The sequence below is a fragment of the Allobosea sp. UC22_33 genome, from assembly GCF_042700715.1.
In the GTDB taxonomy this organism is placed as follows: Bacteria; Pseudomonadota; Alphaproteobacteria; order Rhizobiales; family Beijerinckiaceae; genus Allobosea.
On the sequence record NZ_CP170556.1, the window covers coordinates 3,687,815 to 3,713,607 of the forward strand.

General features: G+C 67.4%; 25 protein-coding genes and 1 other RNA gene. 17 read left to right on the forward strand and 9 right to left on the reverse strand.

The window, feature by feature from the left end; translation table 11 throughout:
* The first annotated feature begins 40 nt into the window (after positions 1–40).
* Both ACFJGT_RS17990 and ACFJGT_RS17995 read left to right on the forward strand, forming a co-directional pair.
* The gene (locus ACFJGT_RS17990) at positions 41–790 is read left to right on the forward strand and encodes a haloacid dehalogenase type II (RefSeq protein WP_377840450.1); all 750 of its coding nucleotides are present in this window, start codon (positions 41–43) and stop codon (positions 788–790) included.
* Positions 791–812: 22 nt separating this feature from the next.
* Entirely contained in the window at positions 813–1,499 is a 687-nt protein-coding gene (locus ACFJGT_RS17995; protein WP_377840453.1) for a glutathione S-transferase family protein, read from the forward strand.
* A 20-nt stretch (positions 1,500–1,519) separates the two neighbouring features.
* On the opposite strand, the gene ACFJGT_RS18000 is transcribed toward ACFJGT_RS17995, so the two are convergent.
* Positions 1,520–2,983 (reverse strand): sensor histidine kinase, encoded by a 1,464-nt coding sequence (locus ACFJGT_RS18000; RefSeq protein WP_377840456.1) that lies wholly within the window; start codon positions 2,981–2,983, stop codon positions 1,520–1,522.
* A gap of 250 nt (positions 2,984–3,233) precedes the next feature.
* Between ACFJGT_RS18000 and ACFJGT_RS18005 the strand changes: the two genes are divergently transcribed.
* Both ACFJGT_RS18005 and ACFJGT_RS18010 read left to right on the forward strand, forming a co-directional pair.
* On the forward strand, positions 3,234–4,907 hold the full coding sequence (locus ACFJGT_RS18005) for a formate--tetrahydrofolate ligase (protein ID WP_377840458.1): 1,674 nt from the start codon (positions 3,234–3,236) through the stop codon (positions 4,905–4,907).
* A 252-nt stretch (positions 4,908–5,159) separates the two neighbouring features.
* Positions 5,160–6,920, forward strand: coding sequence for a diguanylate cyclase (locus tag ACFJGT_RS18010; RefSeq protein ID WP_377840461.1), 1,761 nt, complete (start codon positions 5,160–5,162; stop codon positions 6,918–6,920).
* A 142-nt stretch (positions 6,921–7,062) separates the two neighbouring features.
* On the opposite strand, the gene ACFJGT_RS18015 is transcribed toward ACFJGT_RS18010, so the two are convergent.
* Positions 7,063–8,100, reverse strand: a complete 1,038-nt coding sequence (locus tag ACFJGT_RS18015) for an L-idonate 5-dehydrogenase (protein WP_377840464.1) — start codon at positions 8,098–8,100, stop codon at positions 7,063–7,065.
* Between the two features lie 130 nt (positions 8,101–8,230).
* Here ACFJGT_RS18015 and ACFJGT_RS18020 point away from each other — a divergent pair, with 130 nt between their 5' ends.
* Positions 8,231–8,998 carry an SDR family oxidoreductase gene (locus tag ACFJGT_RS18020; RefSeq protein WP_377840466.1) on the forward strand — a complete coding sequence of 256 codons (768 nt, stop codon included), beginning with the start codon at positions 8,231–8,233 and terminating at the stop codon, positions 8,996–8,998.
* A 134-nt stretch (positions 8,999–9,132) separates the two neighbouring features.
* On the opposite strand, the gene glmM is transcribed toward ACFJGT_RS18020, so the two are convergent.
* The 4 genes from glmM to ybgF all read right to left on the reverse strand — a co-directional run bounded on the left by glmM (position 9,133) and on the right by ybgF (position 14,673).
* The gene (glmM, locus tag ACFJGT_RS18025; RefSeq protein WP_377840470.1) at positions 9,133–10,476 is read right to left on the reverse strand and encodes a phosphoglucosamine mutase; all 1,344 of its coding nucleotides are present in this window, start codon (positions 10,474–10,476) and stop codon (positions 9,133–9,135) included.
* A gap of 164 nt (positions 10,477–10,640) precedes the next feature.
* A complete protein-coding gene (gene ftsH, locus ACFJGT_RS18030) occupies positions 10,641–12,566 on the reverse strand; it encodes an ATP-dependent zinc metalloprotease FtsH (protein WP_377840472.1) in 1,926 nt (641 codons plus the stop codon).
* Positions 12,567–12,676: 110 nt separating this feature from the next.
* Positions 12,677–13,732 (reverse strand): tRNA lysidine(34) synthetase TilS, encoded by a 1,056-nt coding sequence (gene tilS / locus ACFJGT_RS18035; protein ID WP_377840475.1) that lies wholly within the window; start codon positions 13,730–13,732, stop codon positions 12,677–12,679.
* Positions 13,729–14,673: a tol-pal system protein YbgF gene (gene ybgF / locus ACFJGT_RS18040; RefSeq protein WP_377840478.1), complete on the reverse strand. Its 945-nt coding sequence runs from the start codon at positions 14,671–14,673 to the stop codon at positions 13,729–13,731. The genes tilS and ybgF overlap by 4 nt, the downstream gene beginning before the upstream one ends.
* A gap of 335 nt (positions 14,674–15,008) precedes the next feature.
* On the opposite strand from ybgF, the gene ssrS reads away from it, so the two are divergent.
* The 4 genes from ssrS to ACFJGT_RS18060 all read left to right on the forward strand — a co-directional run bounded on the left by ssrS (position 15,009) and on the right by ACFJGT_RS18060 (position 17,633).
* Positions 15,009–15,166, forward strand: a non-coding RNA gene (gene ssrS / locus ACFJGT_RS18045) — 6S RNA.
* Between the two features lie 6 nt (positions 15,167–15,172).
* Positions 15,173–15,760 carry a 5-formyltetrahydrofolate cyclo-ligase gene (locus ACFJGT_RS18050; RefSeq protein WP_377840479.1) on the forward strand — a complete coding sequence of 196 codons (588 nt, stop codon included), beginning with the start codon at positions 15,173–15,175 and terminating at the stop codon, positions 15,758–15,760.
* A 200-nt stretch (positions 15,761–15,960) separates the two neighbouring features.
* Positions 15,961–16,785: a TIGR00282 family metallophosphoesterase gene (locus tag ACFJGT_RS18055; RefSeq protein ID WP_377840480.1), complete on the forward strand. Its 825-nt coding sequence runs from the start codon at positions 15,961–15,963 to the stop codon at positions 16,783–16,785.
* A 101-nt stretch (positions 16,786–16,886) separates the two neighbouring features.
* Positions 16,887–17,633 carry a YebC/PmpR family DNA-binding transcriptional regulator gene (locus ACFJGT_RS18060; protein ID WP_377840481.1) on the forward strand — a complete coding sequence of 249 codons (747 nt, stop codon included), beginning with the start codon at positions 16,887–16,889 and terminating at the stop codon, positions 17,631–17,633.
* Positions 17,634–17,749: 116 nt separating this feature from the next.
* Here the strand turns inward: ACFJGT_RS18060 and ACFJGT_RS18065 are convergent, their stop codons facing one another.
* On the reverse strand, positions 17,750–18,529 hold the full coding sequence (locus ACFJGT_RS18065; protein WP_377840482.1) for a sulfite exporter TauE/SafE family protein: 780 nt from the start codon (positions 18,527–18,529) through the stop codon (positions 17,750–17,752).
* A 164-nt stretch (positions 18,530–18,693) separates the two neighbouring features.
* Here ACFJGT_RS18065 and ruvC point away from each other — a divergent pair, with 164 nt between their 5' ends.
* The 5 genes from ruvC (at position 18,694) to ACFJGT_RS18090 (ending at position 22,117) form a co-directional block, all read left to right on the forward strand.
* Positions 18,694–19,209: a crossover junction endodeoxyribonuclease RuvC gene (gene ruvC / locus ACFJGT_RS18070; protein ID WP_257731179.1), complete on the forward strand. Its 516-nt coding sequence runs from the start codon at positions 18,694–18,696 to the stop codon at positions 19,207–19,209.
* 25 nt (positions 19,210–19,234) lie between these two features.
* Positions 19,235–19,852 (forward strand): Holliday junction branch migration protein RuvA, encoded by a 618-nt coding sequence (gene ruvA / locus ACFJGT_RS18075; protein ID WP_377840485.1) that lies wholly within the window; start codon positions 19,235–19,237, stop codon positions 19,850–19,852.
* Positions 19,849–20,340 (forward strand): GNAT family N-acetyltransferase, encoded by a 492-nt coding sequence (locus tag ACFJGT_RS18080; RefSeq protein ID WP_377840489.1) that lies wholly within the window; start codon positions 19,849–19,851, stop codon positions 20,338–20,340. Before ruvA ends, ACFJGT_RS18080 begins: the two co-directional genes overlap by 4 nt.
* Positions 20,341–20,363: 23 nt before the next feature.
* Entirely contained in the window at positions 20,364–21,389 is a 1,026-nt protein-coding gene (ruvB, locus tag ACFJGT_RS18085) for a Holliday junction branch migration DNA helicase RuvB (RefSeq protein ID WP_377849011.1), read from the forward strand.
* Positions 21,390–21,580: 191 nt separating this feature from the next.
* On the forward strand, positions 21,581–22,117 hold the full coding sequence (locus ACFJGT_RS18090; protein ID WP_377840491.1) for a DUF3828 domain-containing protein: 537 nt from the start codon (positions 21,581–21,583) through the stop codon (positions 22,115–22,117).
* Between the two features lie 22 nt (positions 22,118–22,139).
* Here ACFJGT_RS18090 and ACFJGT_RS18095 read toward each other — a convergent pair whose 3' ends face one another.
* Positions 22,140–22,652 (reverse strand): hypothetical protein, encoded by a 513-nt coding sequence (locus tag ACFJGT_RS18095; protein WP_377840494.1) that lies wholly within the window; start codon positions 22,650–22,652, stop codon positions 22,140–22,142.
* A 127-nt stretch (positions 22,653–22,779) separates the two neighbouring features.
* Here ACFJGT_RS18095 and ybgC point away from each other — a divergent pair, with 127 nt between their 5' ends.
* Genes ybgC through ACFJGT_RS18110 form a run of 3 tightly spaced genes read left to right on the forward strand, consistent with a single transcriptional unit; the run spans position 22,780 to position 24,433 of the window.
* Entirely contained in the window at positions 22,780–23,184 is a 405-nt protein-coding gene (gene ybgC, locus ACFJGT_RS18100) for a tol-pal system-associated acyl-CoA thioesterase (RefSeq protein WP_377840496.1), read from the forward strand.
* A gap of 39 nt (positions 23,185–23,223) precedes the next feature.
* Positions 23,224–23,880 (forward strand): TetR/AcrR family transcriptional regulator, encoded by a 657-nt coding sequence (locus ACFJGT_RS18105; protein ID WP_377840499.1) that lies wholly within the window; start codon positions 23,224–23,226, stop codon positions 23,878–23,880.
* Between the two features lie 22 nt (positions 23,881–23,902).
* Entirely contained in the window at positions 23,903–24,433 is a 531-nt protein-coding gene (locus ACFJGT_RS18110) for a DUF2852 domain-containing protein (protein ID WP_377840501.1), read from the forward strand.
* 88 nt (positions 24,434–24,521) lie between these two features.
* Here the strand turns inward: ACFJGT_RS18110 and ACFJGT_RS18115 are convergent, their stop codons facing one another.
* The gene (locus tag ACFJGT_RS18115) at positions 24,522–25,457 is read right to left on the reverse strand and encodes a hypothetical protein (protein ID WP_377840504.1); all 936 of its coding nucleotides are present in this window, start codon (positions 25,455–25,457) and stop codon (positions 24,522–24,524) included.
* Between the last annotated feature and the right edge of the window lie 336 nt (positions 25,458–25,793).

The following is a 25,793-nucleotide window of genomic DNA, read 5'->3' on the forward strand; positions in this document are numbered from 1 at the left end:
GAGGGCTAAGGTTCCGACGCAGCCGCTACGGAGGAGACATATGTCGATCAAGGCGCTGGTTTTCGATGCCTATGGCACGCTTTTCGACGTCCAGTCGGTCGCCGCCGTCACCGACGCCGCCTTTCCCGGCCATGGCGCGACGATCACGCAGATATGGCGGCTGAAGCAGCTCGAATACACCTGGCTGCGCGCCCTGATGGATCGCTACGAGGATTTCTGGACGGTCACCCGCGACTCCCTGGATTTCACGCTCAGGACGCTCGGCCTCGCCTCCTCGCCCGAGCTCGTCGCCCGGATCGCAGCCGCCTATGACGCCCTGCTGCTCTACCCCGAGGCCCGCACGGCGCTCGAAGGCCTCGCCTCCCATCGCCTCGCCATCTTCTCCAACGGCAGCCCGGACATGCTGAAGCGGCTCGTCGCCAATGCCGGGATCACCGACCTCATGGAAACCGTGATCAGCGTCGACGAGATAGGCGTCTACAAGCCCGATCCGCGCGGCTATGCCCATGTCGAGAAGCGGCTCGGTCTTGCGCGCGCCGAAATCCTCTTCGTCTCCTCCAACGGCTTCGACATCGCCGGCGCCAAGGCGCACGGCTTCCATGTCGCCCGCATCGAGCGCGTATCCTCCGGCAAGCTGCGCAACGAGCTTGCCGCGGCCGCGACGATCGACCCCGCCTTGATGTTCAAGGCGCTCAGGATGCAGCCGGAGCAGCTCGGCTTCCAGGCCGATGCGACCATTGCCGCGCTGACCGATCTCGTCTCCTATGTCGCCGGACTGAGACAGGCCTGACGCGCCTCGCGTGGAGACCCCGATGATCAAGCTCTACTACCACCCCTCGCCCAACCCGGCGAAGATCGCGCTCTTCCTGGAGGAAGCCGGCCTGCCCTACGAGATGGTGCCGGTCGACACCCGCAAGGGCGAGCAGTTCAAGCCGGAATTCCTCGCCATCAATCCCAACGCCAAGACCCCGGCCCTGACCGATGGCGACGTCACCGTCTTCGATTCCAACGCGATCCTGCTCTACCTCGCCGAGAAGACCGGGAAGTTCCTGCCCGAAGACACGCCGAAGGCCCGCGGCGAGATGCTGTCCTGGCTGATGTTCGTCGCGACCGGCATCGGCCCCTATTGCGGCCAGGCCGTGCATTTCAGCCGCTTCGCGCCGGAGAAGATCCCTTATGCCATCAACCGCTATGCCCGCGAGGCGGAGCGGCACTGGGGCATCGTCAACGACCTGCTCGCCAAGCGACGCTACATGCTCGGCGATCGCTACACCCTGGTCGACATGTCGATCTGGGGCTGGGCGACGCGGCTCTCCTTCGCCGTCGGCGAGACCTGGCCCGAGATGTTCCCGCATGTGAAGCGCCATCTCGACGAGATCTCGGCCCGCCCGGCCGCGCAGCGCGCCGTCGCCCTCAAGGACCAGTTCGCCTTCAAGACGGATTTCGACGCCGAAGCCCGCAAATTCCTGTTCCCGCAGAACGCCCATCTCGCCGGCTGACCGGCTCGCGGCGCCTGGACTCAGGCGCCGGCCAGTGCATCGAAGGGCGCGTCCAGCGTGAAGACGAGCCCTTCGGGAAGATAGGCGCTCGCCGTGCCGGTGCGCGCCGCCGGGAAGGAACGCTCGATCAGGCGCGAGCCGAAACCCTTCCGCGTCGGCGGCTGGACCGGCGGCCCGCCGCTCTCGCGCCAGCGCAATCGGAATTGCTGGACGCCCTCGATCTCGCCGACACTCCAGCTCAGCGAGACGACGCCCGCATCGTTGGAGAGCGCGCCGTATTTCACGGCATTCGTGGTGAGCTCGTGCAGGATGAGGGTCAGCGCCAACGCGGTCTTCGGCCCCAGCACGACCGTCTCGCCCTGAATCCGGAAGCGCCCCGCATCGCCCTGGAGCGCGATGATGCTCTGTGCGATATCCTGGACCGTGGCATCGGCCCGCCGGCCGTCCACCAGCAGGTCATGCGCGCGGGCCAGCGCCGCGAGCCGGGCGCTGAAGGTCTCGCGCGCCGCCTCCAGCGTGCCGGCGCTGCGCAAGGTCTGGGAGGCCAGCGCCTGGATCATCGCCATCGTGTTCTTCACGCGATGCGCCAGCTCCTGCATCAGCAGGCGCTGCTCGGCCTCCGATTCCTTGCGCTCGGTGATGTCGCGATGCGCGCCGATCAGGCGCAGGGGCTCGCCGCTTTCGCCGCGTTCGATCTGCGCGGTCGCCGCGATCCAGCGAACCTGGCCATCCGACGGCCTGATGATCCTGTACTCGGCCTGATATGCCGTGGCACTCCCCTGCACGGCCCCCTGAAAATGCGCCACGACCGCTTCCCGATCCTCGGGATGGATGCGCCGGACCCAGTCTTCATGCGTCTCCTGCGCCGCCTCGGGCGGCAGCCCATGGATCAGCAGATATTCGGGGGAGCGTCGGTTCCGGAAGCCGGAGCGCAGGTCGACCTCCAGCCCGCCGACTCCACCGATCTTCTGGACCTGTGCCAGCTCCGCCTCGCGCCGGCGCAAGGTCTGCTCGGCCTGCATGCGTTCGGTGGTCTCGGTCACGATGGCGAGCACGCCGCCGACTTCGCCGGCCTCGTCGAGAACCGGGCTGTAATCGACATTCAGCCAGACGTTCTCCGCCGCGCCGTTGCGGTAGAACACGAAAGGCAGATCGCGATAGGAGGGCGATTCGCCGGCGAAGACGCGCTCCATCACCTCGCGATTGAACTCAGCGACTTCAGGCCAGGCCTCGAAGACGTTCATGCCGAAACTTGCGGGATGCCGCGCGCCGGCGATGATCGCATAGGCATCATTATAGAGCATGAGCCCCTGACGGCCCCAGAGCAGGGCCATCGCGGCCGGCGACAGCAGCATGAGTTGCAGCGCATTGCGCAGATGCGCCGGCCAGTCATCGGGTCGCCCGAGCCCGGTCTCGCTGCCGGTCCAGCCGCGCAACCGCTCCGCCATCTCGCCCTGCCCGACGGGCCAGGTTCGCTTCTCCAAGGTCGTATCCCCCAACCGACCGGAACAAGCCGCGCTCCCGGCGCAGGCTTCACGGGCCGCCACATGCAGCCAAACCACTTCCAAACGAGTAACAGGCGTTGCGGTTCCCGCGCATGTAAAAAGACATATCGGCTTGTGCATCATGCCTGCCCCGCCGGCGAAAGCGCTGGCGGCGGCGGGGTTTTCGGGCCAGTGTCCGCGCGGTGCCGCGCTCGGGAGACGCGGGCAGGAACAGCCTCCGAGAGGACGAATGCCGACCGATATCGAGATCGCGCGCGTAGCCACGCTGCAGCCCATCGCCACGATCGCCGAAAAGGCGGGCATTCCCTCCGAGGCCCTGAGCCCCTACGGCAAACACATCGCCAAGATCGACACGCAGGCGATCCCCGGCTTCCAGGCCAAGCCGGACGGCAAGCTGATCCTCGTCACCGCGATCAGCCCGACGCCGGCCGGCGAAGGCAAGACCACGACCACGGTCGGGCTCGGCGACGGGCTCTCCCGCATCGGCAAGCGCGCGATGATCGCGCTGCGCGAGCCCTCGCTCGGCCCGAGCTTCGGCATGAAGGGCGGCGCGGCCGGCGGCGGCTATGCCCAGGTCGTGCCGATGGAGCAGATCAACCTGCATTTCACCGGCGATTTCCACGCGATCACCAGCGCCCATAACCTGCTGGCGGCGATGATCGACAACCATGTCTACTGGGGCAACGGCCTCGGTCTCGACACGCGCCATATCGCCTGGCGCCGCGTCATGGACATGAACGACCGGGCGCTGCGGTCCATCGTCTCCTCGCTCGGCGGCGCCAGCAACGGCTTCCCGCGCGAGGACGGCTTCGACATCACCGTCGCCTCCGAGGTCATGGCGATCTTCTGCCTGGCGCGCGATGCCGCCGATCTCGAAGCGCGCCTGGGCCGCATCGTCGTCGGCCGCACGCGCGACAAGCGCCTCGTCACCGCCGCCGACATCAAGGCCACCGGCGCGATGAGCGTGCTGCTCAAGGACGCGCTGATGCCGAACCTCGTGCAGACGCTGGAAGGCACGCCGGCCTTCGTCCATGGCGGCCCCTTCGCCAATATCGCCCATGGCTGCAATTCGGTGATCGCGACGAAGGCCGCTCTGAAGCTCGCCGACTACGTCGTCACCGAGGCCGGCTTCGGGGCCGATCTCGGCGCCGAGAAATTCTTCGACATCAAGTGCCGCAAGGCCGGGCTGAAACCCGCTGCCGCCGTCGTGGTCGCCACCGTCCGCGCCCTCAAGATGCATGGCGGCCTCGCCAAGGACGCGCTCGGCCGCGAGGACCTGAAGGCGCTGGAAGCGGGGCTTTCCAACCTGACCCGCCACGTCAACAATATCAGGAAGTTCGGCGTGCCGCCGGTCGTGGCGATCAACCATTTCACCACCGATACGGCCGCCGAACACGAGCTCATCCGCAACTATTGCCGCAACCATCTCGGCGTCGAGGCGGTGATCTGCCGGCACTGGGCCGAAGGCGGCGCCGGCGCGGAGGAACTCGCCCGCAAGGTCGCCGCGCTCGCAGACGAGGGCGAGGCCGATTTCGCCCCGCTCTATCCCGATGCGATGAAGCTGCGGCAGAAGCTGGAGACGATCGCACGCGAGATCTATGGCGCCGAGGGCGTCAGAGTCGACGCCAAGCTGCAGGCTCGTTTCGCCGAGCTGGAGGAGGCCGGCTTCGGCGACCTGCCGGTCTGCGTCGCCAAGACCCAGTATTCCTTCTCGGCCGACCCGACCCTGCGCGGCGCGCCCTCCGGCCATACCGTGCCGCTACGCGAGCTCAGGCTCTCGGCCGGCGCCGGCTTCGTCGTCGCGATCTGCGGGGACATCATGACCATGCCAGGCCTGCCGCGCGAGCCCGCCGCCGAGCGCATCCATATCGATGCACAGGGGCGCATCGAAGGGCTGTTCTGAAGGACGTCATCGTTCTGAAAGGCGTCTTCCCGTGCGCGCCGCAGCGTGAAACGCTGCTGCGCAGACACGGGACCGCATGACGAGAAGGCGCCTTTTCCTGAGGACGGTCCCGTGTCTGCGCAGCGGCACTCCGCGCCGCAGCGCGCACGGGATGACAGCCCCGGAAGGCCGGCCGCCCTTCGGCGCGGTTTCTTAAAGCTTACGAAACGGATGGGCTTCTACCTTGCGCTACCCCGCAAGGAAGCCGACCCGATGAGCCAGGCCGAAACCGGTCTGCCCCGCACGCATAGCCTGAAAGCCCGGGTCATGGGCTGGACCTTCGCCATCCTGGTGGCGGTTGCGATTCCGGCTGGCGCGGCCTTCCTCTGGATCGTCGACGCGACCGTGGTGAAGCTCGGCACGCTCGTCGCCGAAAAGCAGATCTTGTTCGACCGCTATCGCGGACTGGAAGCGTTGATGCGCGAGGTCTCGCTCGCCGAGACGGTCGCCCGCGCACCCGCGATCGTCGACTGGGCCGAAAGCGAGGACGATGCGCAGAAGGCCGAGCGCGGCCTGGCGGAACTCGAACATTACCGCCAGTCCTTCCGGGACCGCAGCTATTTCACCGTCCTCGCCGGCTCCGGCAATTACTATTTCAACGACAAGGACAACAGCTACGAGCACGAGCGCAAGCGCTACACGCTCTCGGCCAGCAACCCGCGCGACGGCTGGTATTACAAGACAGCGGCGCTGGGGTCCGGCTGCCATCTCAATGTCGACAACGACGACAATCTCCGCGTCACCAAGGTCTGGATCAACTGCGTCATCCGCAAGGATAATCGCGTCCTCGGCATCATCGGCACCGGGCTCGACCTGACGCAGTTCATCCGCGAGGTCGTCGACATCCCGCAGACCGGCGTCCAGAGCATGTTCGTCGACCGCAGCGGCGCCGTGCAGGCCCATCGCGACGCCAGCCTCGTCGACTTCCACAGCCTGACCAAGGACATCTCCTCCAAGAAGACGATCTACCAGCTCGTCGACAACGACCCGGACCGCTCCCTGCTCGGCGAAATGATCGCCCGCGTCGGGGCCGGCGACGATCTCGTGCAGTCGCGCTTCATGACGGTCGACGGCAAGCGCGTGCTCGTCGGCGTCGGCTATCTCGACCGCCTCGGCTGGTTCAACGTCACCGTGATGGATATCGATCGCATCATAGACCGCAGCCTGTTCCTGCCGCTCGGCCTGCTCTTCGGCATCGTCCTGCTGGCGGCGGCCGCCCTGATGACCCTGCTCTTCCAGCGCGCCGTGCTCGACCGTTTGGCCCGCGTCGAGCATGCCGCCAGCCATGTCCGCGCCCGCGAGTTCCGCGCCGTCGCGATCGATGCCGGCCGCGACGAGATCGGTCGGTTGTCGCAGGCCTTCGGCACGATGGCCCGCAGCGTCGAGGAGAACACCGCCCGGCTCGAGGAGGCCGTGCGCGAGCGCACCGAGCAGCTCGAGCGCCTCGCCCATGCCGATCCGCTGACCGGCGTGTTCAACCGGCGCGGCTTCGAACGCGCCTTCGCGAAAAGCCGAAGCCGTGCGGGTCGAACTGGCCATCAGACGGGCCTGATGCTGGTCGATCTCGACAATCTCAAGCCACTCAACGACAGCCATGGCCACCAGAGCGGCGACGAGGTCATCGCCGAGCTCGCCCGGCGAATGACGAAGCTCCTGCGAGACCGCGACATCTGCGCCCGCTGGGGCGGCGACGAGTTCATCCTGCTTCTGGACAATGTCGACCGCGATGAATTGTCGGCCATCGCAGCCACAATCGTCGCCGCCGCAGCGGAGCGGCCCGTTACCCTGAGCGGCGGCGAGACCGCCCCGGTCACGACCAGCGTCGGCGCTGCCGTCCTGGAGCCTTCAGATACGCTGGTCGAAGCCACGCGCCGCGCCGACGAGGCGCTCTATGTCGCCAAGCGCAACGGCCGCAACGGCTTCGCCATCAGCCCGCCGCAAGAGCTTCCACTCCGCCGGCGCAGCAACGGCTGAAGCGCGTCATCCCGTGCGCACTGCGGCATGGAATGCCGCTGCGCAGACACGGGACCGCGTGACGAGAAGGCGCCTTTTCCTGAAGACGGTCCCGTGCCTGCACCGCGGCACTTCGCGCCGCAATGCGCACGGGATGACACGCTCAGGCGAAGTCGAGCTGGACCTTGATTGCCTTCGACTTGTCGGCAGCGAGGTCGAAGGCCTCGACCGCCCGGTCCACGGGAATCGAAGCAGTGAGCAGCGGCGACAGGTCGATTGAGCCCGAGCCGATCATCGCCACCGCCCAGTCGAATTCCTCATGGAAGCGGAAGGAGCCGCGCAGGTCGAATTCCTTGGCGACGACGACGTTCATCGGCAGGGTGAACTGGCCGCCGACGCCGATCTGGACGATGACGCCGCCCGGCCTGACGACGTCGAAGGCGCCGGTCAGCGCATGCTGGTTGCCGGAGGCCTCGAACATCACGTCGAAAGCCCCCTTCTCCGCGCCATACTCGGCCTTGAGCCGCTCCGGCTCGGCCGCGACATTGACCGTCGCGGTGGCGCCCATCTTGCGCGCGACCGGCAGCGGGCCGTCGACCACGTCGGTCGCGACGATCTCGGACGCGCCGGCCGCCTTGGCCGCGAGGATGGTGAGCGCGCCGATCGGGCCGGCACCCGTCACCAGCACGCGCTTGCCGAGCAGCGGCCCGGCGCGCTTGGCGGCATGGAGGCAGACCGAGAGCGGCTCGGCGAACGCCGCTTCCGCCGCGGTGACGTGCGGCGCGACCTTCACCGCCTGCCGCTCCTCGACCACGAGCACGTCGCGGAAGCCGCCCTGCACATGCGGGAAGCGCATCGCCGAGCCGTAGAACAGCATGTCCGTGCAGTGCTGCTGCAAGCCCATCTGGCAATAGCGGCAATGGCCGCAGGCGCGGCTCGGATTGACCGCGACCCGGTCGCCCGGCTGCACCCGCGAGACCTCGCCGCCGATCGCCTCGACCCGGCCGGCGATCTCGTGGCCCAGGATCATCGGCTCGCGCACGCGGATCGTGCCGAAGCCGCCATGCAGGTAGTAGTGCAGGTCCGAGCCGCAGATGCCGCCGGCCTCGATCCGCACGCGGACGTCGCGCGGCCCGAGCGCGGGCGCGGTCGTCGGCTCGACCCGCAGATCCTTCTCGGCATGGATGACGACGGCACGCATGGGACGCTCCCGAAATCGCCGCACGAAGGCGCACGGCACCATTGTCTAATCGATTGAAACCTGCTTACCCAAGACAGCGCCCCGAGCGCAAATCGAAATCGCCGCATCCGGCATTTTGCGAGGATATGCCATGTCGCTGTCGCTGTTCAGTCTCACTGGCAAGATCGCGCTCGTCACCGGTTCGGGCCAGGGCATCGGCCTCGCGCTGGCCGAAGGTCTCTCTGACGCGGGCGCCCATGTCGTGCTGAACGGCCGCGACAAGGCGAAGCTGGAGCGGGCGCAGCAGGCGCTGGCCGCGGCCGGCCGCAAGGCCTCTATCGCCCCCTTCGACGTCACCGACCACGCGGCGGTCGAGGCCGGCATCGCCATGATCGAGGCCGAAATCGGCCCGATCGATATCCTCATCAACAATGCCGGCATGCAGAAGCGGGCGCCGATCACCGAATTCCCGGTCGAGGGCTGGCACGAGGTGATCAACACCAACCTGCATTCGGTGTTCTACGTCACCCAGGCCGTGACCAAGCGCATGGTGCCGCGCAAGCGCGGCAAGATCATCAGCATCGGCTCGGTGATGAGCGAGCTCGGCCGCGCCACCATCATCCCCTATACGGCGTCCAAGGGCGCGGTGAAGATGATGACGCGGGGCCTCGCCGCCGAGCTCGGCAAGCACAACATCCAGGCCAACGCCATCGGCCCCGGCTATTTCGCGACCGAGATCAACGCCGCGCTGATCGCCGACGAGGCCTTCTCGAGCTGGGTCTGCAGCCGCACACCGGCCGGGCGCTGGGGCGAGACGAAGGAACTGGCAGGCGCCGCGATCTTCCTGTCCTCGGCAGCCTCGGACTACGTCAACGGCCACCTGCTGATGGTCGATGGCGGCCTGACCTCGGTGGTGTGAGGTCTCGCCGTCATTCTCGGGCGCAGCGGAGCGCAGACCCGGGATCCATTCCGGAACGGCTCAGGCATGGATCCCGGATCGGCGCGGCTTTGCCGCTTGTCCGGGATGACCAGCGCTCTCGTTAAGTGCCCCAATCAGGCCGCAGCCTTGGTCACGGCGTCCACGACATCGTCGACCGCGCGCTCGACCAGGTCGCGGTCGTCGCCCTCGGCCATGACGCGGATCACCGGCTCGGTACCGGACGGACGGATCACCAAGCGGCCGCTCTCGCCGAGAAGCTGCTTGGCGGCCTCGATCGCGCTGATCACCGCCTTTTCCTCCAGCGGCTTGCCCTTCTTGTAGCGCACGTTCTTGAGGATCTGCGGCAGCGGCTCGAAGCAGTGGCAGACTTCCGAGACCGGCTTGTCCATCCGCTTGACCACGGCGAGCAGTTGCAGCGCCGCGACGAGCCCGTCGCCGGTCGTGCCGAAATCCGAGAGGATGATATGGCCGGATTGCTCGCCACCGAGGTTGAAGCCGTGATTGCGCATGTGCTCCAGCACGTAGCGGTCACCGACCGCAGTCCGCGCCAGCGTGAGGCCAAGGCCCGCGAGATAGCGCTCCAGCCCGAGATTGGACATGACCGTCGCGACGATGCCGGGCGCCGAAAGCCGGCCATCCTCCAGCCAGGAGCGGGCGATCACCGCCATCAGCTGGTCGCCGTCGACGACCTGCCCCTGCTCGTCGACGACCAGCACCCGGTCGGCGTCGCCGTCGAGCGCGATGCCGACATCGGCCCGCAATTCCCGGACCTTCGCCACCAGGGTCGCGGGATGGGTCGAGCCGACATCGTGGTTGATGTTGAAACCATCAGGCTCGTTGCCGATGACGATGACCTCGGCGCCCAGTTCCCACAGTGCTTCCGGCGCCACCTTGTAGCCGGCGCCATTGGCGCAATCGAGCACGATGCGCAGGCCTTCCAGGCTCATGTTGCGCGGCATGGTGCGCTTGGCGAACTCGACATAGCGTGCATGGGCGCTGTCGATACGCTTGGCCCGGCCGAGCTTCGGCGAGCCGGAGAGGCGGGACGTCAGGTCGCCGTCGATCAGCCCCTCGATCTCGCGCTCGACCTCGTCGCTGAGCTTGTAGCCGTCGGGGCCGAACAGCTTGATGCCGTTATCCTCATAGGCATTGTGCGAAGCGGAGATCATCACGCCGAGATCGGCACGCATCGAGCGCGTCAGCATCGCCACCGCCGGAGTCGGCATCGGGCCGAGCAGCATCACATCCATGCCGACCGAGGTGAAGCCTGCGACCATGGCGTATTCGATCATGTAGCCGGAGAGGCGGGTATCCTTGCCGATCACCACCCGGTGGCGGTGCTCGCCGCGGCGGAAGGCGATGCCCGTGGCCTGGCCGACCTTCAAGGCAAGGTCCGGCGTGATGACGCCGTTCGCCCGGCCGCGAATGCCGTCCGTCCCAAAATATTTGCGCGTCATCGTGATTCCGTTCCGAGGGGGCGGATCAAGCCCGTTTCGGGCGTTCTATAGCCAAAAAACCTTTCCGCCTTCTCACAAATTGTGACGGAGCGTGACACGGCCTTCGCGCGCAAGAAAAAGGGCGGCCTCTCGGCCGCCCTTTCGCATTCCGTTCAAGCCGGCCCTTAGGCCTGCGGCTGCGGCTCCAGGCCGGCATCCGGCTCGCCGCGCTTGCGGCCCTTGCCGGCGCTCGGCACGGCCGAGCCACGCGGGGCGTGCGGCGTGTCGTCGGCATCGCGCACCGGGCGCTTGCCGGCGATCAGGTCGCGGATTTCCTCGCCCGTCAGCGTTTCGAACTCGAGCAGCGCCTCGGCCACCGCCACGAACTCCTCATGGTGATCGGTGAGGATCTTCTTGGCATCGGCATAGCCCTCGTCGACGAGGCGCTTCACCTCGGCGTCGATCTTCTGCGCGGTCGATTCCGACAGCGACTGGCTGCGGCCCATCGACATGCCCAGGAAGACCTCTTCCTGGTTGTCGCCATAGGCAACCATGCCGAGCTCGTCCGAATAGCCCATCTGGGTGACCATGGCCTTGGCCATCTTGGTCGCCTGCTGGATGTCGCCGGTCGCGCCCGAGGTGACGTTCTCGCGGCCGAAGGTGATCTCCTCCGCCACGCGTCCGCCCATGGCGACCGCGAGCTGCGAGGTGAACTCCTTGAACTTCATCGAGTAGCGATCGCCCTCCGGCAGGAACTTGACCATGCCGAGCGCACGACCGCGCGGGATGATCGTCGCCTTGTGGACGGGGATGCCGGCCGGGACATAGAGGCCGACGATGGCGTGACCAGCCTCGTGATAGGCGGTCAGCTTCTTCTCCTCCTCGGACATGGCCATCGACTTGCGCTCGGCGCCCATCATGACCTTGTCCTTGGCGTCCTCGAACTCGGCATGGGTGACCATGCGCTTGCCGCGGCGGGCCGCCAGAAGCGCCGCCTCGTTGACGAGGTTCATCAGGTCCGCGCCCGAGAAGCCGGGGGTGCCGCGAGCGAGGATCCTGAGGTCGACATCCGGCGCCATCGGCACCTTGCGGACATGGACCTTCAGGATCTTCTCGCGCCCGGCGACATCCGGATTCGGCACGACGATCTGGCGGTCGAAGCGGCCCGGACGCAGCAGCGCGGGGTCGAGCACGTCGGGGCGGTTCGTCGCGGCGATGATGATCACGCCCTCGTTCGGCTCGAAGCCGTCCATCTCGACGAGGAGCTGGTTCAGCGTCTGCTCGCGCTCGTCATTGCCGCCGCCGAGACCGGCGCCGCGATGACGGCCGACCGCGTCGATCTCGTCGATGAAGATGATGCAGGGCGCGTTCTTCTTGGCCTGCTCGAACATATCGCGGACACGGCTCGCGCCGACGCCGACGAACATCTCGACGAAGTCGGAACCCGAGATCGTGAAGAACGGCACGTTCGCCTCGCCCGCGACGGCACGCGCCGTCAGGGTCTTACCGGTACCGGGAGGACCGACGAGCAGCACGCCGCGCGGAATACGCCCGCCCAGCCGCTGGAACTTCTGCGGATCGCGCAGGAACTCGACGATCTCCTGCAGGTCCTCCTTGGCCTCGTCGATGCCGGCGACATCCTCGAAGGTGACGCGGCCATGCGCTTCCGTGAGCAGCTTGGCCTTCGACTTGCCGAAGCCCATCGCCCGGCCGGCGCCGTTCTGCATCTGGCGGGACATGAAGATCCACAGGCCGATGAAGATGACGAAGGGCAGCGAGTTGACCAACAGCGCCATGAACCATGGCGTGCCTTCCGAAGGCGCCTTGGCCGAGACCTGCACGCCCTTCTGGGCCATGGTCTTCAAGAGGTTCGGATCGCCATAGGGCGCGTAGGTCACGAAGCTGCGACCATCCGAGAAGGAGCCGGAAATCTCCTGGCCGGCGACGACCACGTTCGAAACGCGTCCGGCCTCGGCCTCGTTGATCAGCTGGCTATAGGGGATTTCATTGGTGCTGGCCCGCTGACTCGGGCTCTGGAACAGAGTGACGAGAGCCAGGACCAGCAGGAAGATCACCACCCAGAGGGCGAAATTGCGAAAATTCGGATTCATTCCCAGTCCGATCGGGCCTCCCGGATCGCCGGATGAGGCCTAGAGTTTCCCGACTACCAATTTAGGTGTCGCACATGCCCTTGCCAAGGGAAAGCAATGGCGTGGCGGCACTATGACGCCGAAGGGTGAATGCCACGTCTGCGCGGCGGCTCCACTTGCAGCGTCAGCACGCCATCGCGACCGAGCGAGAGAACGCAGCCGGACAGGGTGCGTCGCAGGGCGAGGCCGGCGCGCGCCGCCTGAATCAGGGCCGCACCACACGCCTCCAGCCGCTCCAGCCGGCCATATTCGCCGCTGCCCGGCATGGCCGCATCGAGCGCCAGCCCGAGAACCCGCAGCACGATCTCCTCCGGCTCGATGATCAGCGCTGAAAAATTCAGACGCAGACGGCTTTCCACAACCTCGTTCGGCAATACGACCTCTGCCATGACATTGCCGGCACGATGCGCAGCCGCCTCGTCCAGGCGCTCCATTCGCGCGGCCAGTCGCCTCAGCCGCTCTGCCGTCAGCCCCTGCTCCGCCAGAACCGGCATCACCTCCCGCCAGCGCACCCGCTCGAAGCGCTGGTCGCGATTGCTGGGATCGCGGACGAAAGACAGTCCGCGCGCTTCTGCCGTCGCGACGAGGCGTGCCTTGGACATACCGAGCAAGGGCCTTGCCAACGGAACCCCATTGATTTCGCTCCACCCGCGCATTCCGACGAGCCCGGACGGCCCCGAGCCATGGGCGAGCCGCATCAGCATCGTCTCGGCCTGGTCGTCGAGCGTATGGGCCGTGACCAGCGTCGCGCCGCCGCGCCGCCGCGCCTCGTTCGCCAGCAGGGCGTAACGGGCCCGGCGGGCCTCGGCCTGCAAACCGCTCGCCGGCTTCAGCCCGTCCCAGCGCAAGGTCGCATGACCGACACCCAGCTCCGCGCAAAGCGTGGCGACAGCGGCAGCTTCCGCCGCCGATTCCGGACGTAGACCATGATCGACCGTCGCGGCATGAAGAGGCGGGCGGCCGGGCATCTGAGCCCAGATGGCGAGAAGCGCCAGCAGCGCCACCGAATCCGGCCCGCCGGAAACGGCAACGAGCAGGGCCGTCTCGTGCGCCAGCCCTTCAAAAGCGACGCCGGCCTCGGCGAGCGAGACCGGCGCGGAATGCGTGACGATCGGGGCCGCGCTCAAGCGCAGCCGGAGCGGCGGCGTTCGCGGGCGATGCCCTGGCGCACCGAATTGGAGGCCGTGGGGTAGTCGATACCGACCTTGGCATAGGTCGCGCAGGCCTGCTCCTTGGCCCCGAGCCCGTTCAGGGACATGCCGAGCTTGAGCAGGCTCTCCGGCGCCTTGGCGGCCTTCGGCGAACCCTGGGAAATCTTCAGGAACTGCTCGGCCGCCTCGCGATAGCGCTGGCGCTGGAGATAGCTCTCGCCGAGCCAGTAGGTGGCGTCGACCGCCTGCCGGTCGCGCGGATAGCTCTGCAGGAACTGGCGGAAGCCCATCTCGGCCTGCTCGTATTCCTTGCGCTGAAGCGAAGCGAAGGCGAGTTCATAGGCTTCCTTCGCCGTCTGCGGGCCGCTCGCGGCAGCGACGCTCGCGCCGCCGCGCGGCCTGTCCTGCGGCATCCCGCCCTGCGGCACGGGCCGCCCCACGCCCTGAAGATCGAGCGGCTGCCCCGTCGCCGGGCCACCGGCATAATCGTCCTCGATGATGCCGGCGATCGCGCCGCCGCCGCCGAGCTGCTGCGGAGCGCCGGCGGAGCCGTGCTGCGTCGTCGGGTCGAAGACGTCGCCGCGGCGCTGCCGCTGCGGCGCCCCACCGGCGGGCGGCGCGCCCGTCGGGCCGGGCGCAGCCGTGTTCGGGCGCCCGCCGCCCTTCTCGTTCAGGCGGAAATCGACGTCTTCCTGGAACTTGCGGAGCTGCTCGGAGAGCCGCCGGTTCTCGAACTGGAGCTGCTCGATCTGGCCGGACATCTGGCGCAGTTGGTTCTCCAGCCGCGTCGTGCGGACCAGCAGGTCGGCGGCATCCTGCGCCGAGGCCGGCACTGCACCACCGGCGAGCGCAGCGGACAACGCCAACGCAGCCAGCCCCGAGCGGGAGAGATAGCGGGCTAGGAGAGAACGAAGCATCGCTGAAACCGGTTTCCTTACATGTCGCGCGCTGTGTCTATACCATCAGCTTACCGCGGCCAAAATATGAACGTTTTCATGGCTGGTCCGATCACAGGGCGCGCCATCGACCGGAGAGCTCGACTTGGCCTTTCAGCCCTCATCCAGAGGAGCGGGCCGAAGGTCCGCGTCGCGAAGGATGCTCCAGCAGGATCGGGAGCCTCCAGAAACCTCCTGCGAGGAGCCATCCCCAAGGGAATGGCTCCTCAGGGTGAAGGCTCAAACTGCTGAGGAATTCACGCTGCGTCCCGCAAAGACCACTGGCGCTTTGCCGGCGACCTCCCTACATTGGCGGGGCGGGGCTGCCTGGTGCGTGCGAGACAGCATTCCCCGGGCCCATACGACTCCCTAGGGAGCTGTCCCTGACCGGGTCCCTGGATCCGGACACACGGCGCCCACCTACTTCTGTAGGTGTCCCGGGAATTCAAAACTCCACGGCCGAGGTGGCTCCGCAACCTTCATGACTATGACGTCCGACACGCAGGTAACGCCCTCCCCGCGCAAGGCGGCGCTCCGCGCGGACGCGCTGGCCCGCCGCGACGCGCTCGATCTCGACAACCGGCTGGAATGGGATGCGGAGATCGCCGCGCATGCCCTTGCCCTGCCGGTCTGGAAGGGCAGCGCCGGCCCGGTCTCCGCCTATTGGCCGATGCGCTCGGAAGCCGATCCCCGGCCGATCCTCGAGGCCCTACACGAGCGCGGCCTGCCGCTCTGCCTGCCCGCCATCGTCGACAGGCGCATGATCTTCCGGCGCTGGGCGCCCTATGAGCCGATCGTGCCGGGCGGCTTCGGCACGCTCGTCCCCGCCCCCGACCAGCCGGAGGTGAAGCCCGCGATCCTGCTCGTGCCGCTCGCCGCCTTCGACCGGCGCGGCTACCGCATCGGTTACGGCAAGGGCTATTACGATCGCGCCCTCGGCGAACTCGGCCCGACCGTCAGCATCGGCATCGGCTACGCCGCGCAGGAGATCGAGGCCGTGCCCGACGAGCCGCACGACCGGCGCCTCGACTGGATCGTGACCGAGCGCGAAGTCATTCGCTGCGGTTGATTCCGTCAGGCATTCGCGCGAGGGAAGATGGAAAGCTGTCGCCGCACAACCCTCATCCTGAGGAGCGGACGTAAAGTCCGCGTCTCGAAGGATGCTCCAGGAGGCTCCCGAACCATCTGAAGCATCCTTCGAGACGCGCCTTCGGCGCTCCTCAGGATGAGGGCTCGTGTGGCGAGCGGCCGTACGCGTTCGGAGTCCCCATGCGCCTTCTCTTCCTCGGTGACATCGTCGGCCGCCCCGGCCGGATTGCGGTTCAGGAGCGTTTGCCCGCCCTGCGCGAGGCCTGGAAGCTCGACTGCGTCATCATCAACGGCGAGAACTCGGCCGGCGGCTTCGGCATCACCGAGGCGATCTGCGACGAGATCCTCGCCGCCGGCGCCGATGTCGTGACGCTCGGCAACCATTCATGGGACCAGCGCGAGGCCCTCGTCTTCATCGCCCGGCAGGATCGCCTCATCCGCCCGGCCAATTATCCGCCCGGCACGCCCGGCCGCGGCGCCACCGTGATCGAGGCCCGCAACGGCGCCCGCGTCCTCGTCGTCAACGTCATGGGCCGGCTGTTCATGGATGCGCTCGACGATCCCTTCGCGGCGGTCGAGCGCGAGCTCTCGGCCTGCCCGCTCGGCGAAGTCGCCGATGCCGTCATCGTCGACGTCCATGCCGAGGCGACCAGCGAGAAGCAGGCCATGGGCTACTTCCTCGACGGCCGCGCCAGCCTCGTCGTCGGCACCCATACCCACGCGCCGACATCCGACACCCGCATCCTGCCCGGCGGCACGGCCTATCAGTCCGATGCCGGCATGTGCGGCGACTACGATTCCGTGCTCGGCATGCAGAAGGACGAGCCGGTGCGCCGCTTCCTGCAGAAAGTGCCGGGCGCAAGGCTGGAACCGGCGACCGGCGAAGGCACGCTCTCCGGCGTCGCGGTCGATATCGACGATGCGACTGGCCTGGCCAGGGCGGTCTGGGCCGTGCGCGTCGGCCCGCATCTCAGCCAGGCGGTGCCCGAGGCCTGGATTTCCTGACGCTGCCCGGCGCGCGCAGCGCTTGCACGCGGGCGGAGCCGGCGCCTATAAGGCCGGCTTCCAGCGCATTCCGCCGCAACCTCTGAAGGTAACGAGCTCCCATGGCCGGCCATTCACAGTTCAAGAACATCATGCATCGCAAGGGCAAGCAGGATGCCGTGCGCTCAAAACTGTTCTCGAAACTGGCCCGCGAAATCACCGTCGCCGCCAAGTTGGGCATGCCCGACATCAACATGAACCCGCGCCTGCGCATGGCGGTGCTCGCCGCGCGCGCCGAGAACATGCCGAAGGACAATATCCAGCGCGCCATCAACAAGGCCGCCGGCGGCGAAGGCGACAACTATGACGAGGTCCGCTACGAGGGCTACGGTCCGGGCGGCGCCGCCGTCATCGTCGAGGCGCTGACCGACAACCGCAACCGCACCGCCTCGGCCGTGCGCTCCTACTTCACCAAGGCGGGCGGCGCGCTGGGCGAGAGCAACTCGGTCTCCTTCATGTTCAACCGCGTTGGCGAGATCAGCTATCCGCCGGAGGCGGGCGACGCCGACAAGCTGATGGAGGCCGCGATCGAGGCCGGCGCCGACGACGTGATCTCGGACGAGAACGGCCACACCATCCTCTGCGCCTTCGACGCGCTGAACGAGGTTTCCAAGGCGCTCGAAGCTTCGCTGGGTGCGCCCGCCTCGGCGAAGCCCGTCTGGCGGCCGACGACCTCGGCCCCGCTCGACGAGGACAAGGCCGCCTCGATGATGCGATTGATGGAAGCCCTCGACAATGACGACGACGTCCAGAACGTCTTCGCCAATTTCGAGATCTCCGACGACATCATGGCGAAGCTCAGCGCCTGAGCTTGGCTGGCGTCATTCTCGGGCTTGACCCGAGAATATCTGGCCGGAAGAGGCTCCCGGGCCTTCTCGTCTTGAGATGCCCGGGTCAAGCCCGGGCATGACGGCTTGGCCGCGTCCTACCGCCCGATCACGACATCCCAGAGCGGCAGGCTGATCAGCGCGCTCAGGAAGATCACCAGATAGGCCCCGCGCCGGAACGTCTCCTCGGACGCCAGCCGGAAGCCGTGCGTTCCGGCCCAGAGCCCGATGCCGTAGACCGCAAAGAGCGGCACTGCCATCGTCAGCGCACCGACCGTCAGGATGCCCTTCCACCACAGCACCGCGCCGCTGATCAGCGTCGAGACGCCGAAGAAGGCCTGCAGATTGGCCCGCGTCTTGTGCCGGTCGTTGCGCTGCGCGCCGAGCCAGAACACCGCGAGCGGCATGCCGCCGATCGAGGCCATGCCGTTGAACAGGCCCGACAGCGCCCCGACCCCGAGCGAGAGCGGGATCGTCGGCCGCCCGTGATAGCGCCAGCCCGACGCCATCAGCGCGACCGCGATCAGCACGAGCGAGGCGAGCACCCAGCGCATCGTCTCCCGGTCGAGCCAGATCAGCAGCCAGATCCCTGCCGGCAGCGCCAGCGTCGCGGTCAGCAGCAGCGGCAGGATCTCGCGCCATTCGGCCTGCTTGGCGCTGCGCGCTGCGATCGGCAGCGCGAAGGGCAGATCGATGAACCAGATCAGGCCGAGCGCCGCGACCGGCCCGAGCACGACCGAGGCCAGCGGCATGAACACCATGGCGAAGCCGAAGCCGGTGAAGCCGCGCACCAGCCCGCCGAGCAAGGTCGCGGCCAGCAGGACGGCGATGCCGTCGGCCGTGAGGCCCGGCATGAAGGAAGACAGGATCGAGGACATGGAGCCCGCTGGAGACGAACGATGGGGCGAACCATGCCCGCCGGCCCACGGCAAGAACAACTTTCCTTTTTGATGTCATCGATCAGGGGAATTCATCCCGCCCCGTTCCGTCGCCCCCTCTCGGCGCGGGACAAATCCGAAACATCCGCTAGTTTGCAGACATCATGGCACCTCCGATTCGCATCCTCGGCATCGATCCCGGCCTCCGCAAAACCGGCTGGGGCATCGTGATTTCGGAGGGGAGCAAGCTCTCCTTCGTCGCCTGCGGCTGCATCGAGAGCGACGGCGCTCTCTCCCTCGGCCAACGCCTGCGGCAATTGCATGAAGGCCTGAACAAGGTCCTCGCCGCGCATCGTCCGCATGAGGCCGCCGTCGAGGAGACCTTCATCAACCGCGACCCGCAATCGGCGCTGAAGCTCGGCCAGGCCCGCGGCATCGCGCTGGTGGTGCCGGCGCTCGCCGGGCTCGATGTCGCCGAATATGCCGCGAACCTCGTCAAGAAGACCGTGGTGGGCGTCGGTCATGCCGACAAGAAGCAGGTCCAGGCGATGATCCGCGTGCTCCTGCCCAAGGCCGAGACCTCCTCGGCCGATGCGGCGGACGCGCTCGCCGTCGCGATCTGCCATGCCCAGCATCGCGGCATGAAGGCGCTGGTCGCGCAGATGCGCGTGGCGGGTTGATGACAGCGGCCGGGGGAACGAGACGATGATCGGCAAGCTCAAGGGCCTGATCGATTCCTATGGCGAGGACCACGTCATCATCGACGTGCAGGGCGTCGGCTATGTCGTGCAGTGCTCGGCGCGCACGCTCCAGCGCCTGCCCCAGCCCGGCGAGGCCGCCGCGCTCTCGATCGAGACCCATGTCCGCGAGGATGCGATCCGCCTCTACGGCTTCATGTCGGATGTCGAGCGCGACTGGTTCCGCCTGATGCAGGTCGTGCAGGGCGTCGGCGCCAAGGTCGCGCTCGCGATCCTCTCGACGCTCGATCCAGGTGGGCTCGCCACCGCGATCGCCACCAACGACAAGGCCGCGATCGCCCGCGCCCCCGGCGTCGGCCCGAAGCTGGCGCAACGCCTTTGCGCCGAGCTCAAGGACAAGGCCCCGGCCTTCGGCCATATCGATCCGGGCGTGGCGCAGCTCGCGGGCGCGCTGGAGGACAGGAAACTGCCGCAGCCGATCGCCGACGCCGTGTCGGCGCTCGCCAATCTCGGCTATCCTCAGGCGCAGGCGGTGGCCGCCGTCGCGGCTGCCGCGAAGGCCGCCGGCGATGGGGCCGGCACGGCCCAGCTCATCAAGCTGGGCCTGAAGGAACTGGCGAAGTGAGCGAAGCGCCCGAAGAGCTCGAACTGCGCATCGTCACCGACAAGACCGAGCTTTGCCGCATCATGCTGGCAAGCTGGGGCTCGCACAGCATGATGATCGACCTCCATGTCTACGATGTCGCCGAGATCGACGCGCTCGGCCTGTTCGACAGCGCGGGCAGGACGGCAGCGCTGGCGAGCTGGACGGTGCGGGGCGACAGCGCCTATCTCTGCGCGCTCCATTCGCTGAAGCCGGGCGAAGGCGTGGCCATCCAGATGCTCGACGCCGTCATCTTCGCGGCGCGCAAGGCCGGCGCCAAAAAGCTCAAGGCGATGCTGACCAATGACAACATGCCGGGCATGACCTTCTACCAGCGCCAAGGCTTCCGCCTCTCGGGGCTTTATCTCGAGGCGATCGACGCCTATCGCTCAGTCGTGCCCGATATCATCAAGACGGGATACAAGGACATTCCGATCCACGACGCCATCGAGCTGGAGATCGCGCTGTGAGCGAACCCAAACGCTCCGGCCTGATGACGGCCGAACGCCGCAATGACGACAGCGAGACCTCGCTGCGTCCGCTGTCGCTGTCCGATTTCACTGGCCAGGCGGCGGCGCGCGCCAATCTCCAGGTCTTCATCAACGCTGCCAAAAGCCGGGGCGATGCGCTCGACCATGTCCTCTTCGTCGGCCCGCCCGGCCTCGGCAAGACGACGCTGGCGCAGATCGTCTCACGCGAGCTCGGCGTGAATTTCCGCTCGACCTCCGGCCCGGTCATCGCCAAGGCCGGAGACCTCGCCGCCCAGCTGACCAATCTCGAAGAGCGCGACGTGCTCTTCATCGACGAGATCCACCGCCTCAACCCAGCGGTCGAGGAAATCCTCTATCCGGCGATGGAGGACTACCAGCTCGACCTGATCATCGGCGAAGGCCCGGCCGCCCGCTCGGTCAAGATCGACCTGCCCAAGTTCACGCTCGTCGGCGCCACCACCCGCGCCGGCCTGTTGACCACGCCGCTGCGCGACCGCTTCGGCATCCCGATCCGGCTGCAGTTCTACACGGTCGAGGAATTGCAGGGCATCGTCGCCCGCGGCGCCCGCGTGCTCGGCGTGCCGATGTCCGACGACGGCGCCAACGAGATCGCCAAGCGCTCGCGCGGGACGCCGCGCATCGCCGGGCGGCTGCTGCGCCGCGTGCGCGATTTCGCCATCGTCGACGGCGACCCGATCGTCACCCGCAAGGTCGCCGACAAGGCGCTCTCCCTGCTCGATGTCGACGCCATCGGCCTCGACCAGATGGACCGGCGCTACCTTACCACGGTCGCGGTCAATTTCGGTGGCGGCCCGGTCGGGATCGAAACCATCGCCGCCTCGCTCTCCGAGCCGCGCGACGCGATCGAGGAGATCATCGAGCCCTTCCTGCTGCAGCAGGGCTTCATCCAGCGCACGCCGCGCGGACGCCTGCTGACGCCCCACGCCTTCCGCCATCTCGGCATGCCCGAGCCTTCGCGCGAGACGGCGCAGTTCGGGCTGTTCGGCGATGCGGAGGATGAGAGCTGAAGCCAGAGTTCAGCTAGGCGGGATGCAGCCCCGAAAAGGAGCGGAGTACCGTCTGAGGATCCCGACAGGTGCCGGTTTGCTGCCGATCCGGATCATGACGATTGAAATCGTTCGACTTCCTCGCTCAAATGGGGGATGCACGGCTAACCATCCGAGCCTCACCAGGCAGACCAGCGCTTCGGAGACCGAAAATGTCCCTCAGCCGCCTCGCCGGCCCGGCCATACTGGCATTTTTCCTCACGGCGGGCCTATCCCAGGCTGCCGACAAGACCCCCTCCGGCACCGTGATGGATGCCTATGCCGTCACGCGCAAGACGCTGGCATCACCGACCGAGGGCGAGCCGCCCTGGCGTCCGCCGCATCGCGACAAGCTGATGAGCAAGAGCCTCGCAGCCCTTTTCGCCCGCGACGATCTCTATCAGGCCGAGGCTGGCGAAATCGGCCATATCGGGGCCGATCCCTTCATCAACGGCCAGGACGGCGAGGTGAAGTTCCTGAAGGTCACCGTCATCGAGGAGCCCGAGAACGGCCGGGCGCTGGTGAACGCCGCCTTCCGCAGCATCCAGAGGCAACTCGTCACGGTGCGCTTCCGCATGGTCGAGGAAAGCGGCGGCTGGCGTATCGACGACATCATCAACAACGTCGAGGGCAAGGACCATTCGGTCCGCGACATGCTGTCGAAGCCCTATGATTGCGGCTCCTTCATGAACAAGCCCTGCAAGCGCTGAGCGCCCGCAGGGCTCGCCAACGCTACGATTGCCGCGCGATCTTCGAGCGCATCATGGCGGGTCGCGCGCCGGCATCGTTCAGCGCACCTGATTTCGCCGCCTTCGGATTCTCGACCGGCCGCATGCCCTTGCCAGCCGTGCGGCTGGCGGGCCGATCGGCCGCGAGCTGCCGCTGCTTGAGGGCGAGCGCCTTGCGCGCGAGGCTGCGCTGGCTCGGCTTCTTCGCCTTCTCCTCCCGGCGCGTGCGCTCGGCCCCGACGCGCTTCAACGCCGCGGTCAGCGCATCGGCCTTCGCCTTGGTGCCGGCGTTGTCGGTGGCCGCCTTGGCGCCCTTGGGCTCGGCCTTGCCGCGCATCTCGCGCTTCTGCCGCCGCGCGCCATCGCGCGCCTTGTCGCGGCGTTCGCGCAGCTTGCCGGCGAGATCGCGCAGCTCGTCATCCGGAAGAGCCCCGATCGCGCCACGCTGGCTGCGGGCGACGAGCTCGGCCTCGGCCTTGTCGAGCAGCCGCGCGGTCGCTTTGCTGGATTGCGCCATGATGCATCCTCCCTTGCTGTGATCACGCAACGGGCAACGCCCTGCCGGCAAAGCAGTTCCAGCCTTTCCGAAGCCGCACCACCTGGTCTATGGCAGCTTCAGCCGTTCGAAACCGCTCCGGAGCGTCATGAGCAGGGTCCATCGCCTCGAGGTTCGCGTCTATTACGAGGACACCGATTTCTCCGGCGTCGTCTATCACGCCTCCTATCTGCGCTTCATGGAGCGCGGCCGCACGGAACTGATCCGCGCGCTCGGCGTCGAGCAGCGCGAGCTCTTCGACGGCGAGACGGCGCTCGGCTTCGCGGTCCGCAAGATGACCATCGATTTCCTGCGCCCCGCCGTGATGGACGACCTGCTGACGGTCGAGACCCGCTCGATCGCGGCCCGTGGCGCCACCATGGATCTCGAACAGCGCGTGCTGCGTGGCGAGGACGTGCTGATCACGGCGCAGGTCATGGTCGCCTGCGTCGGTGGCGGCCGCGCCCGGCGCATCCCGGACGGCCTGCGCAAGCGGCTGATGCTCGACGAGTGACGGTCGACGCAGCCCCACCCGCATGTTAGCGCTCGTTACATGAGCTGGAAGCGCGACCGCCCCGAGACACCCCGCGGCTATCACCATGGCAACCTCAAGGAGGAGCTGGTGAAAGCCGCGCTCGGGCTGATCGGCGAGAAGGGGCCGAACGGCTTCACCTTCGCCGAGGCCGCTCGCATGGCCGGCGTCAGCCCGGCAGCACCCTATCGCCATTTCCGCGACCGCGACGAGTTGCTGGCCGATGTCGCAGCCCGCGGCTTCCAGGCTTTCGAGACGGCACTGTCGCGCGCCTGGGACCAGGGCAGGCCCGATCCCGAAACCGCCTTCCACCGGCTGGGGCGCGCCTATCTCGCGTTTGCCCATGACGAGCCCGCCTATTACTCGGCGATGTTCGAAGCCGGCGTGCCGCTCGATGCCAGCCCGGCACTGCGGGATGCCGCCGACCGCGCCTTCGCCGGCCTGCGCCAGGCCTCCGAAGCCCTGATCGCTCAGCTTCCGCAGGGCAAGCGCCCCCCGGCCCTGATGATGGCCCTGCATGTCTGGGCGATGTCGCATGGCGTCGCCGCCCTGTTCGGCCGCGCCGATGGCGGGCGCCGCCCCTTGCCGATGTCGGCCGCCGAGCTGCTGGAGGCCGGCATGCTGATCTATCTCCAGGGCCTCGGCATCGGCCGCAACGGCGCCTCCAAGCCCGACTGATTCATTTTCGCGAGCCCGCTTCTTGACAAGCGGCAGGGTCGGGAGCATCTATGTAAATGTGATTTACATTCACGTTTTGGATGGTGAGGGAGCAATGCCGATCGTCGAGAAGCTGGACGAATATGGAAAGGGTGCCTGGATCGCCTTCGCGGTCCTCGGCTTCATCCTGTTCTGGCCGCTGGGTCTTGCGACCCTGGTCTTTCTTTTCTGGAGTGGACGCATGGGTTGTGGATATGCCGGAGACCGGTATGAGCACCGGATGAACCGCCTGCAGGGCAAGATGGAGCGCCTGCGCGAGCGCATGGCCGGCCGCGAAGGCGGCTTCGGCAGCGGCTTTGGCGGCTGGGGTCGTGGCGGTCCCTCCAGCGGCAACCGCGCCTTCGACGAGTATCGCGCGGAGACGCTGCGCCGCCTCGAGGACGAGCAGCGCGAGTTCCACGACTTCCTGGGTCGCCTGCGCATGGCCCGCGACAAGGCCGAGTTCGATCAGTTCATGACCGAGCGCCGCAACAACCCGCCGGCCAACACCCCGGCCCAGCCTGACGCGGCTTGATCGTCGGCATCAACAGACCAGGCCCGCCCCTCACCGGGGCGGGCTTTTTCTTGTCTGGCGATCGCGGAGCGGCTCTCGACCGACCGCGCTACGAAGTGACGGCGGACTCCAACGCTGCCAGCAATTCGCGATAGGTCGGCGCCAGAGCCCTCAGATGAGCCGCCGCCATCGCATCGTCCCGCGCGACCAGCGGATATTGCAGGGCGCCGATCAGGCGCGCCTGGCGCCCCATGACCCCGGCGGCGGTGTCGCGCCCGATCCGCGTCAGGCAGCGCGCGGCATCGGCCGCCCGGCGTGCGCCGACCCGCACCGCGAAGTGGATGAGATGCCCCCTGAGATCGTCGTCGCAGCCGGCCGCGACCCGCTCCGCCAGAGCCAGCACCGCCGCCTCGTTGCCGAGCGTCCCCGGCGGCGGCTGGAGGTCCCGGTCCATGGCGAGCCAGCGGATCGCCGCCGGAAGCGCCCGCCGGATCGCCTCCTCCTCCGTGATGACCTCGGCACGCCGGAAATCCGTGCGCATCGTGAAGGGCTCGCCATAATCCACCGTCTCGCCGCGCCACGCCGCCATGAAATCGGCGAGCGGCAATGTCGCGTGCGGATGGCCCTGCGGATCGTGCATCTTGACCAAGCCGTCACGCAGCGCGAGGACGACGACATAGTGATCGGCGCCGATCGCCCCGCGCATGCCCGGCTGATGGCGCAGGTGGCCCATTTCGACCGGGCCGACCCAGACCGGCCCGGCGGCGAGAGCATTCGCGAGCCGGGCAAGCGCCTCTGCTTCTCTGCCGCCCCGCGTCACGACGGAGGTCCAGCCCATGGCGGCGAGCGCGTCATCGAAGCCCGCTTCCGGCGTCCAGCCATAGGGATCGAAGAACGGCATCGCCCCGCCATGCAATTGCATGCCGAAAGGACTTCCCGTCGCGAACTCAATGACGGCGGGCGATAGCGAAGCCTCTCCAAACATCATCGAAAATGAATTGGCGTAGCAATAGGGGCCGGAGCCCACATACGGAAAATAACTCATGATTTTCGAATGGCCTTCCTGTCTCGAAGGCATGCACAGATCTGCAAATTGAAATTTTCTGTCAAGCATTCTGCTTTCACGCGAGGCTTGGAGCGCGCGGCCTTTCGTCTCGCGGCGCTTTGAACGGAAAGCACCAACGGCCTGGGCACGAACCGCCGGTGTCCCGAAACTTCCTGCTCGTCCGGCCCGGCGTATACCCGACATTAACCTTGCCGGATGCTTAACTCGGTCTGGAGCATGCGTTTCGTGGGAAACCCCGTTTCGGCCCATCTTTCGCCGGATTCACGCGCGATTGGAGGGATACGGCATTTCCCCGGATCGCGGATCGGGCGGCGG

What these genes read in the sequence shown, in the direction of transcription:
- ACFJGT_RS18105 (WP_377840499.1), top strand. Translation starts at nt 23,224, where the DNA reads ATGAGCTGGAAGCGCGACCGCCCCGAGACACCCCGCGGCTATCACCAT.
- ACFJGT_RS18060 (WP_377840481.1), top strand. Translation starts at nt 16,887, where the DNA reads ATGGCCGGCCATTCACAGTTCAAGAACATCATGCATCGCAAGGGCAAG.
- ACFJGT_RS18010 (WP_377840461.1), top strand. Translation starts at nt 5,160, where the DNA reads ATGAGCCAGGCCGAAACCGGTCTGCCCCGCACGCATAGCCTGAAAGCC.
- ACFJGT_RS18050 (WP_377840479.1), top strand. Translation starts at nt 15,173, where the DNA reads ATGACTATGACGTCCGACACGCAGGTAACGCCCTCCCCGCGCAAGGCG.
- ruvA (WP_377840485.1), top strand. Translation starts at nt 19,235, where the DNA reads ATGATCGGCAAGCTCAAGGGCCTGATCGATTCCTATGGCGAGGACCAC.
- ACFJGT_RS17990 (WP_377840450.1), top strand. Translation starts at nt 41, where the DNA reads ATGTCGATCAAGGCGCTGGTTTTCGATGCCTATGGCACGCTTTTCGAC.
- ACFJGT_RS18055 (WP_377840480.1), top strand. Translation starts at nt 15,961, where the DNA reads ATGCGCCTTCTCTTCCTCGGTGACATCGTCGGCCGCCCCGGCCGGATT.
- ACFJGT_RS18005 (WP_377840458.1), top strand. Translation starts at nt 3,234, where the DNA reads ATGCCGACCGATATCGAGATCGCGCGCGTAGCCACGCTGCAGCCCATC.
- ACFJGT_RS18020 (WP_377840466.1), top strand. Translation starts at nt 8,231, where the DNA reads ATGTCGCTGTCGCTGTTCAGTCTCACTGGCAAGATCGCGCTCGTCACC.
- glmM (WP_377840470.1), bottom strand. Translation starts at nt 10,476, where the DNA reads ATGACGCGCAAATATTTTGGGACGGACGGCATTCGCGGCCGGGCGAAC.
- ftsH (WP_377840472.1), bottom strand. Translation starts at nt 12,566, where the DNA reads ATGAATCCGAATTTTCGCAATTTCGCCCTCTGGGTGGTGATCTTCCTG.
- ACFJGT_RS18090 (WP_377840491.1), top strand. Translation starts at nt 21,581, where the DNA reads ATGTCCCTCAGCCGCCTCGCCGGCCCGGCCATACTGGCATTTTTCCTC.
- ruvC (WP_257731179.1), top strand. Translation starts at nt 18,694, where the DNA reads ATGGCACCTCCGATTCGCATCCTCGGCATCGATCCCGGCCTCCGCAAA.
- ruvB (WP_377849011.1), top strand. Translation starts at nt 20,364, where the DNA reads ATGACGGCCGAACGCCGCAATGACGACAGCGAGACCTCGCTGCGTCCG.
- ACFJGT_RS18115 (WP_377840504.1), bottom strand. Translation starts at nt 25,457, where the DNA reads ATGAGTTATTTTCCGTATGTGGGCTCCGGCCCCTATTGCTACGCCAAT.
- ACFJGT_RS17995 (WP_377840453.1), top strand. Translation starts at nt 813, where the DNA reads ATGATCAAGCTCTACTACCACCCCTCGCCCAACCCGGCGAAGATCGCG.
- ybgF (WP_377840478.1), bottom strand. Translation starts at nt 14,673, where the DNA reads ATGCTTCGTTCTCTCCTAGCCCGCTATCTCTCCCGCTCGGGGCTGGCT.
- ybgC (WP_377840496.1), top strand. Translation starts at nt 22,780, where the DNA reads ATGAGCAGGGTCCATCGCCTCGAGGTTCGCGTCTATTACGAGGACACC.
- ACFJGT_RS18015 (WP_377840464.1), bottom strand. Translation starts at nt 8,100, where the DNA reads ATGCGTGCCGTCGTCATCCATGCCGAGAAGGATCTGCGGGTCGAGCCG.
- ACFJGT_RS18065 (WP_377840482.1), bottom strand. Translation starts at nt 18,529, where the DNA reads ATGTCCTCGATCCTGTCTTCCTTCATGCCGGGCCTCACGGCCGACGGC.
- ACFJGT_RS18095 (WP_377840494.1), bottom strand. Translation starts at nt 22,652, where the DNA reads ATGGCGCAATCCAGCAAAGCGACCGCGCGGCTGCTCGACAAGGCCGAG.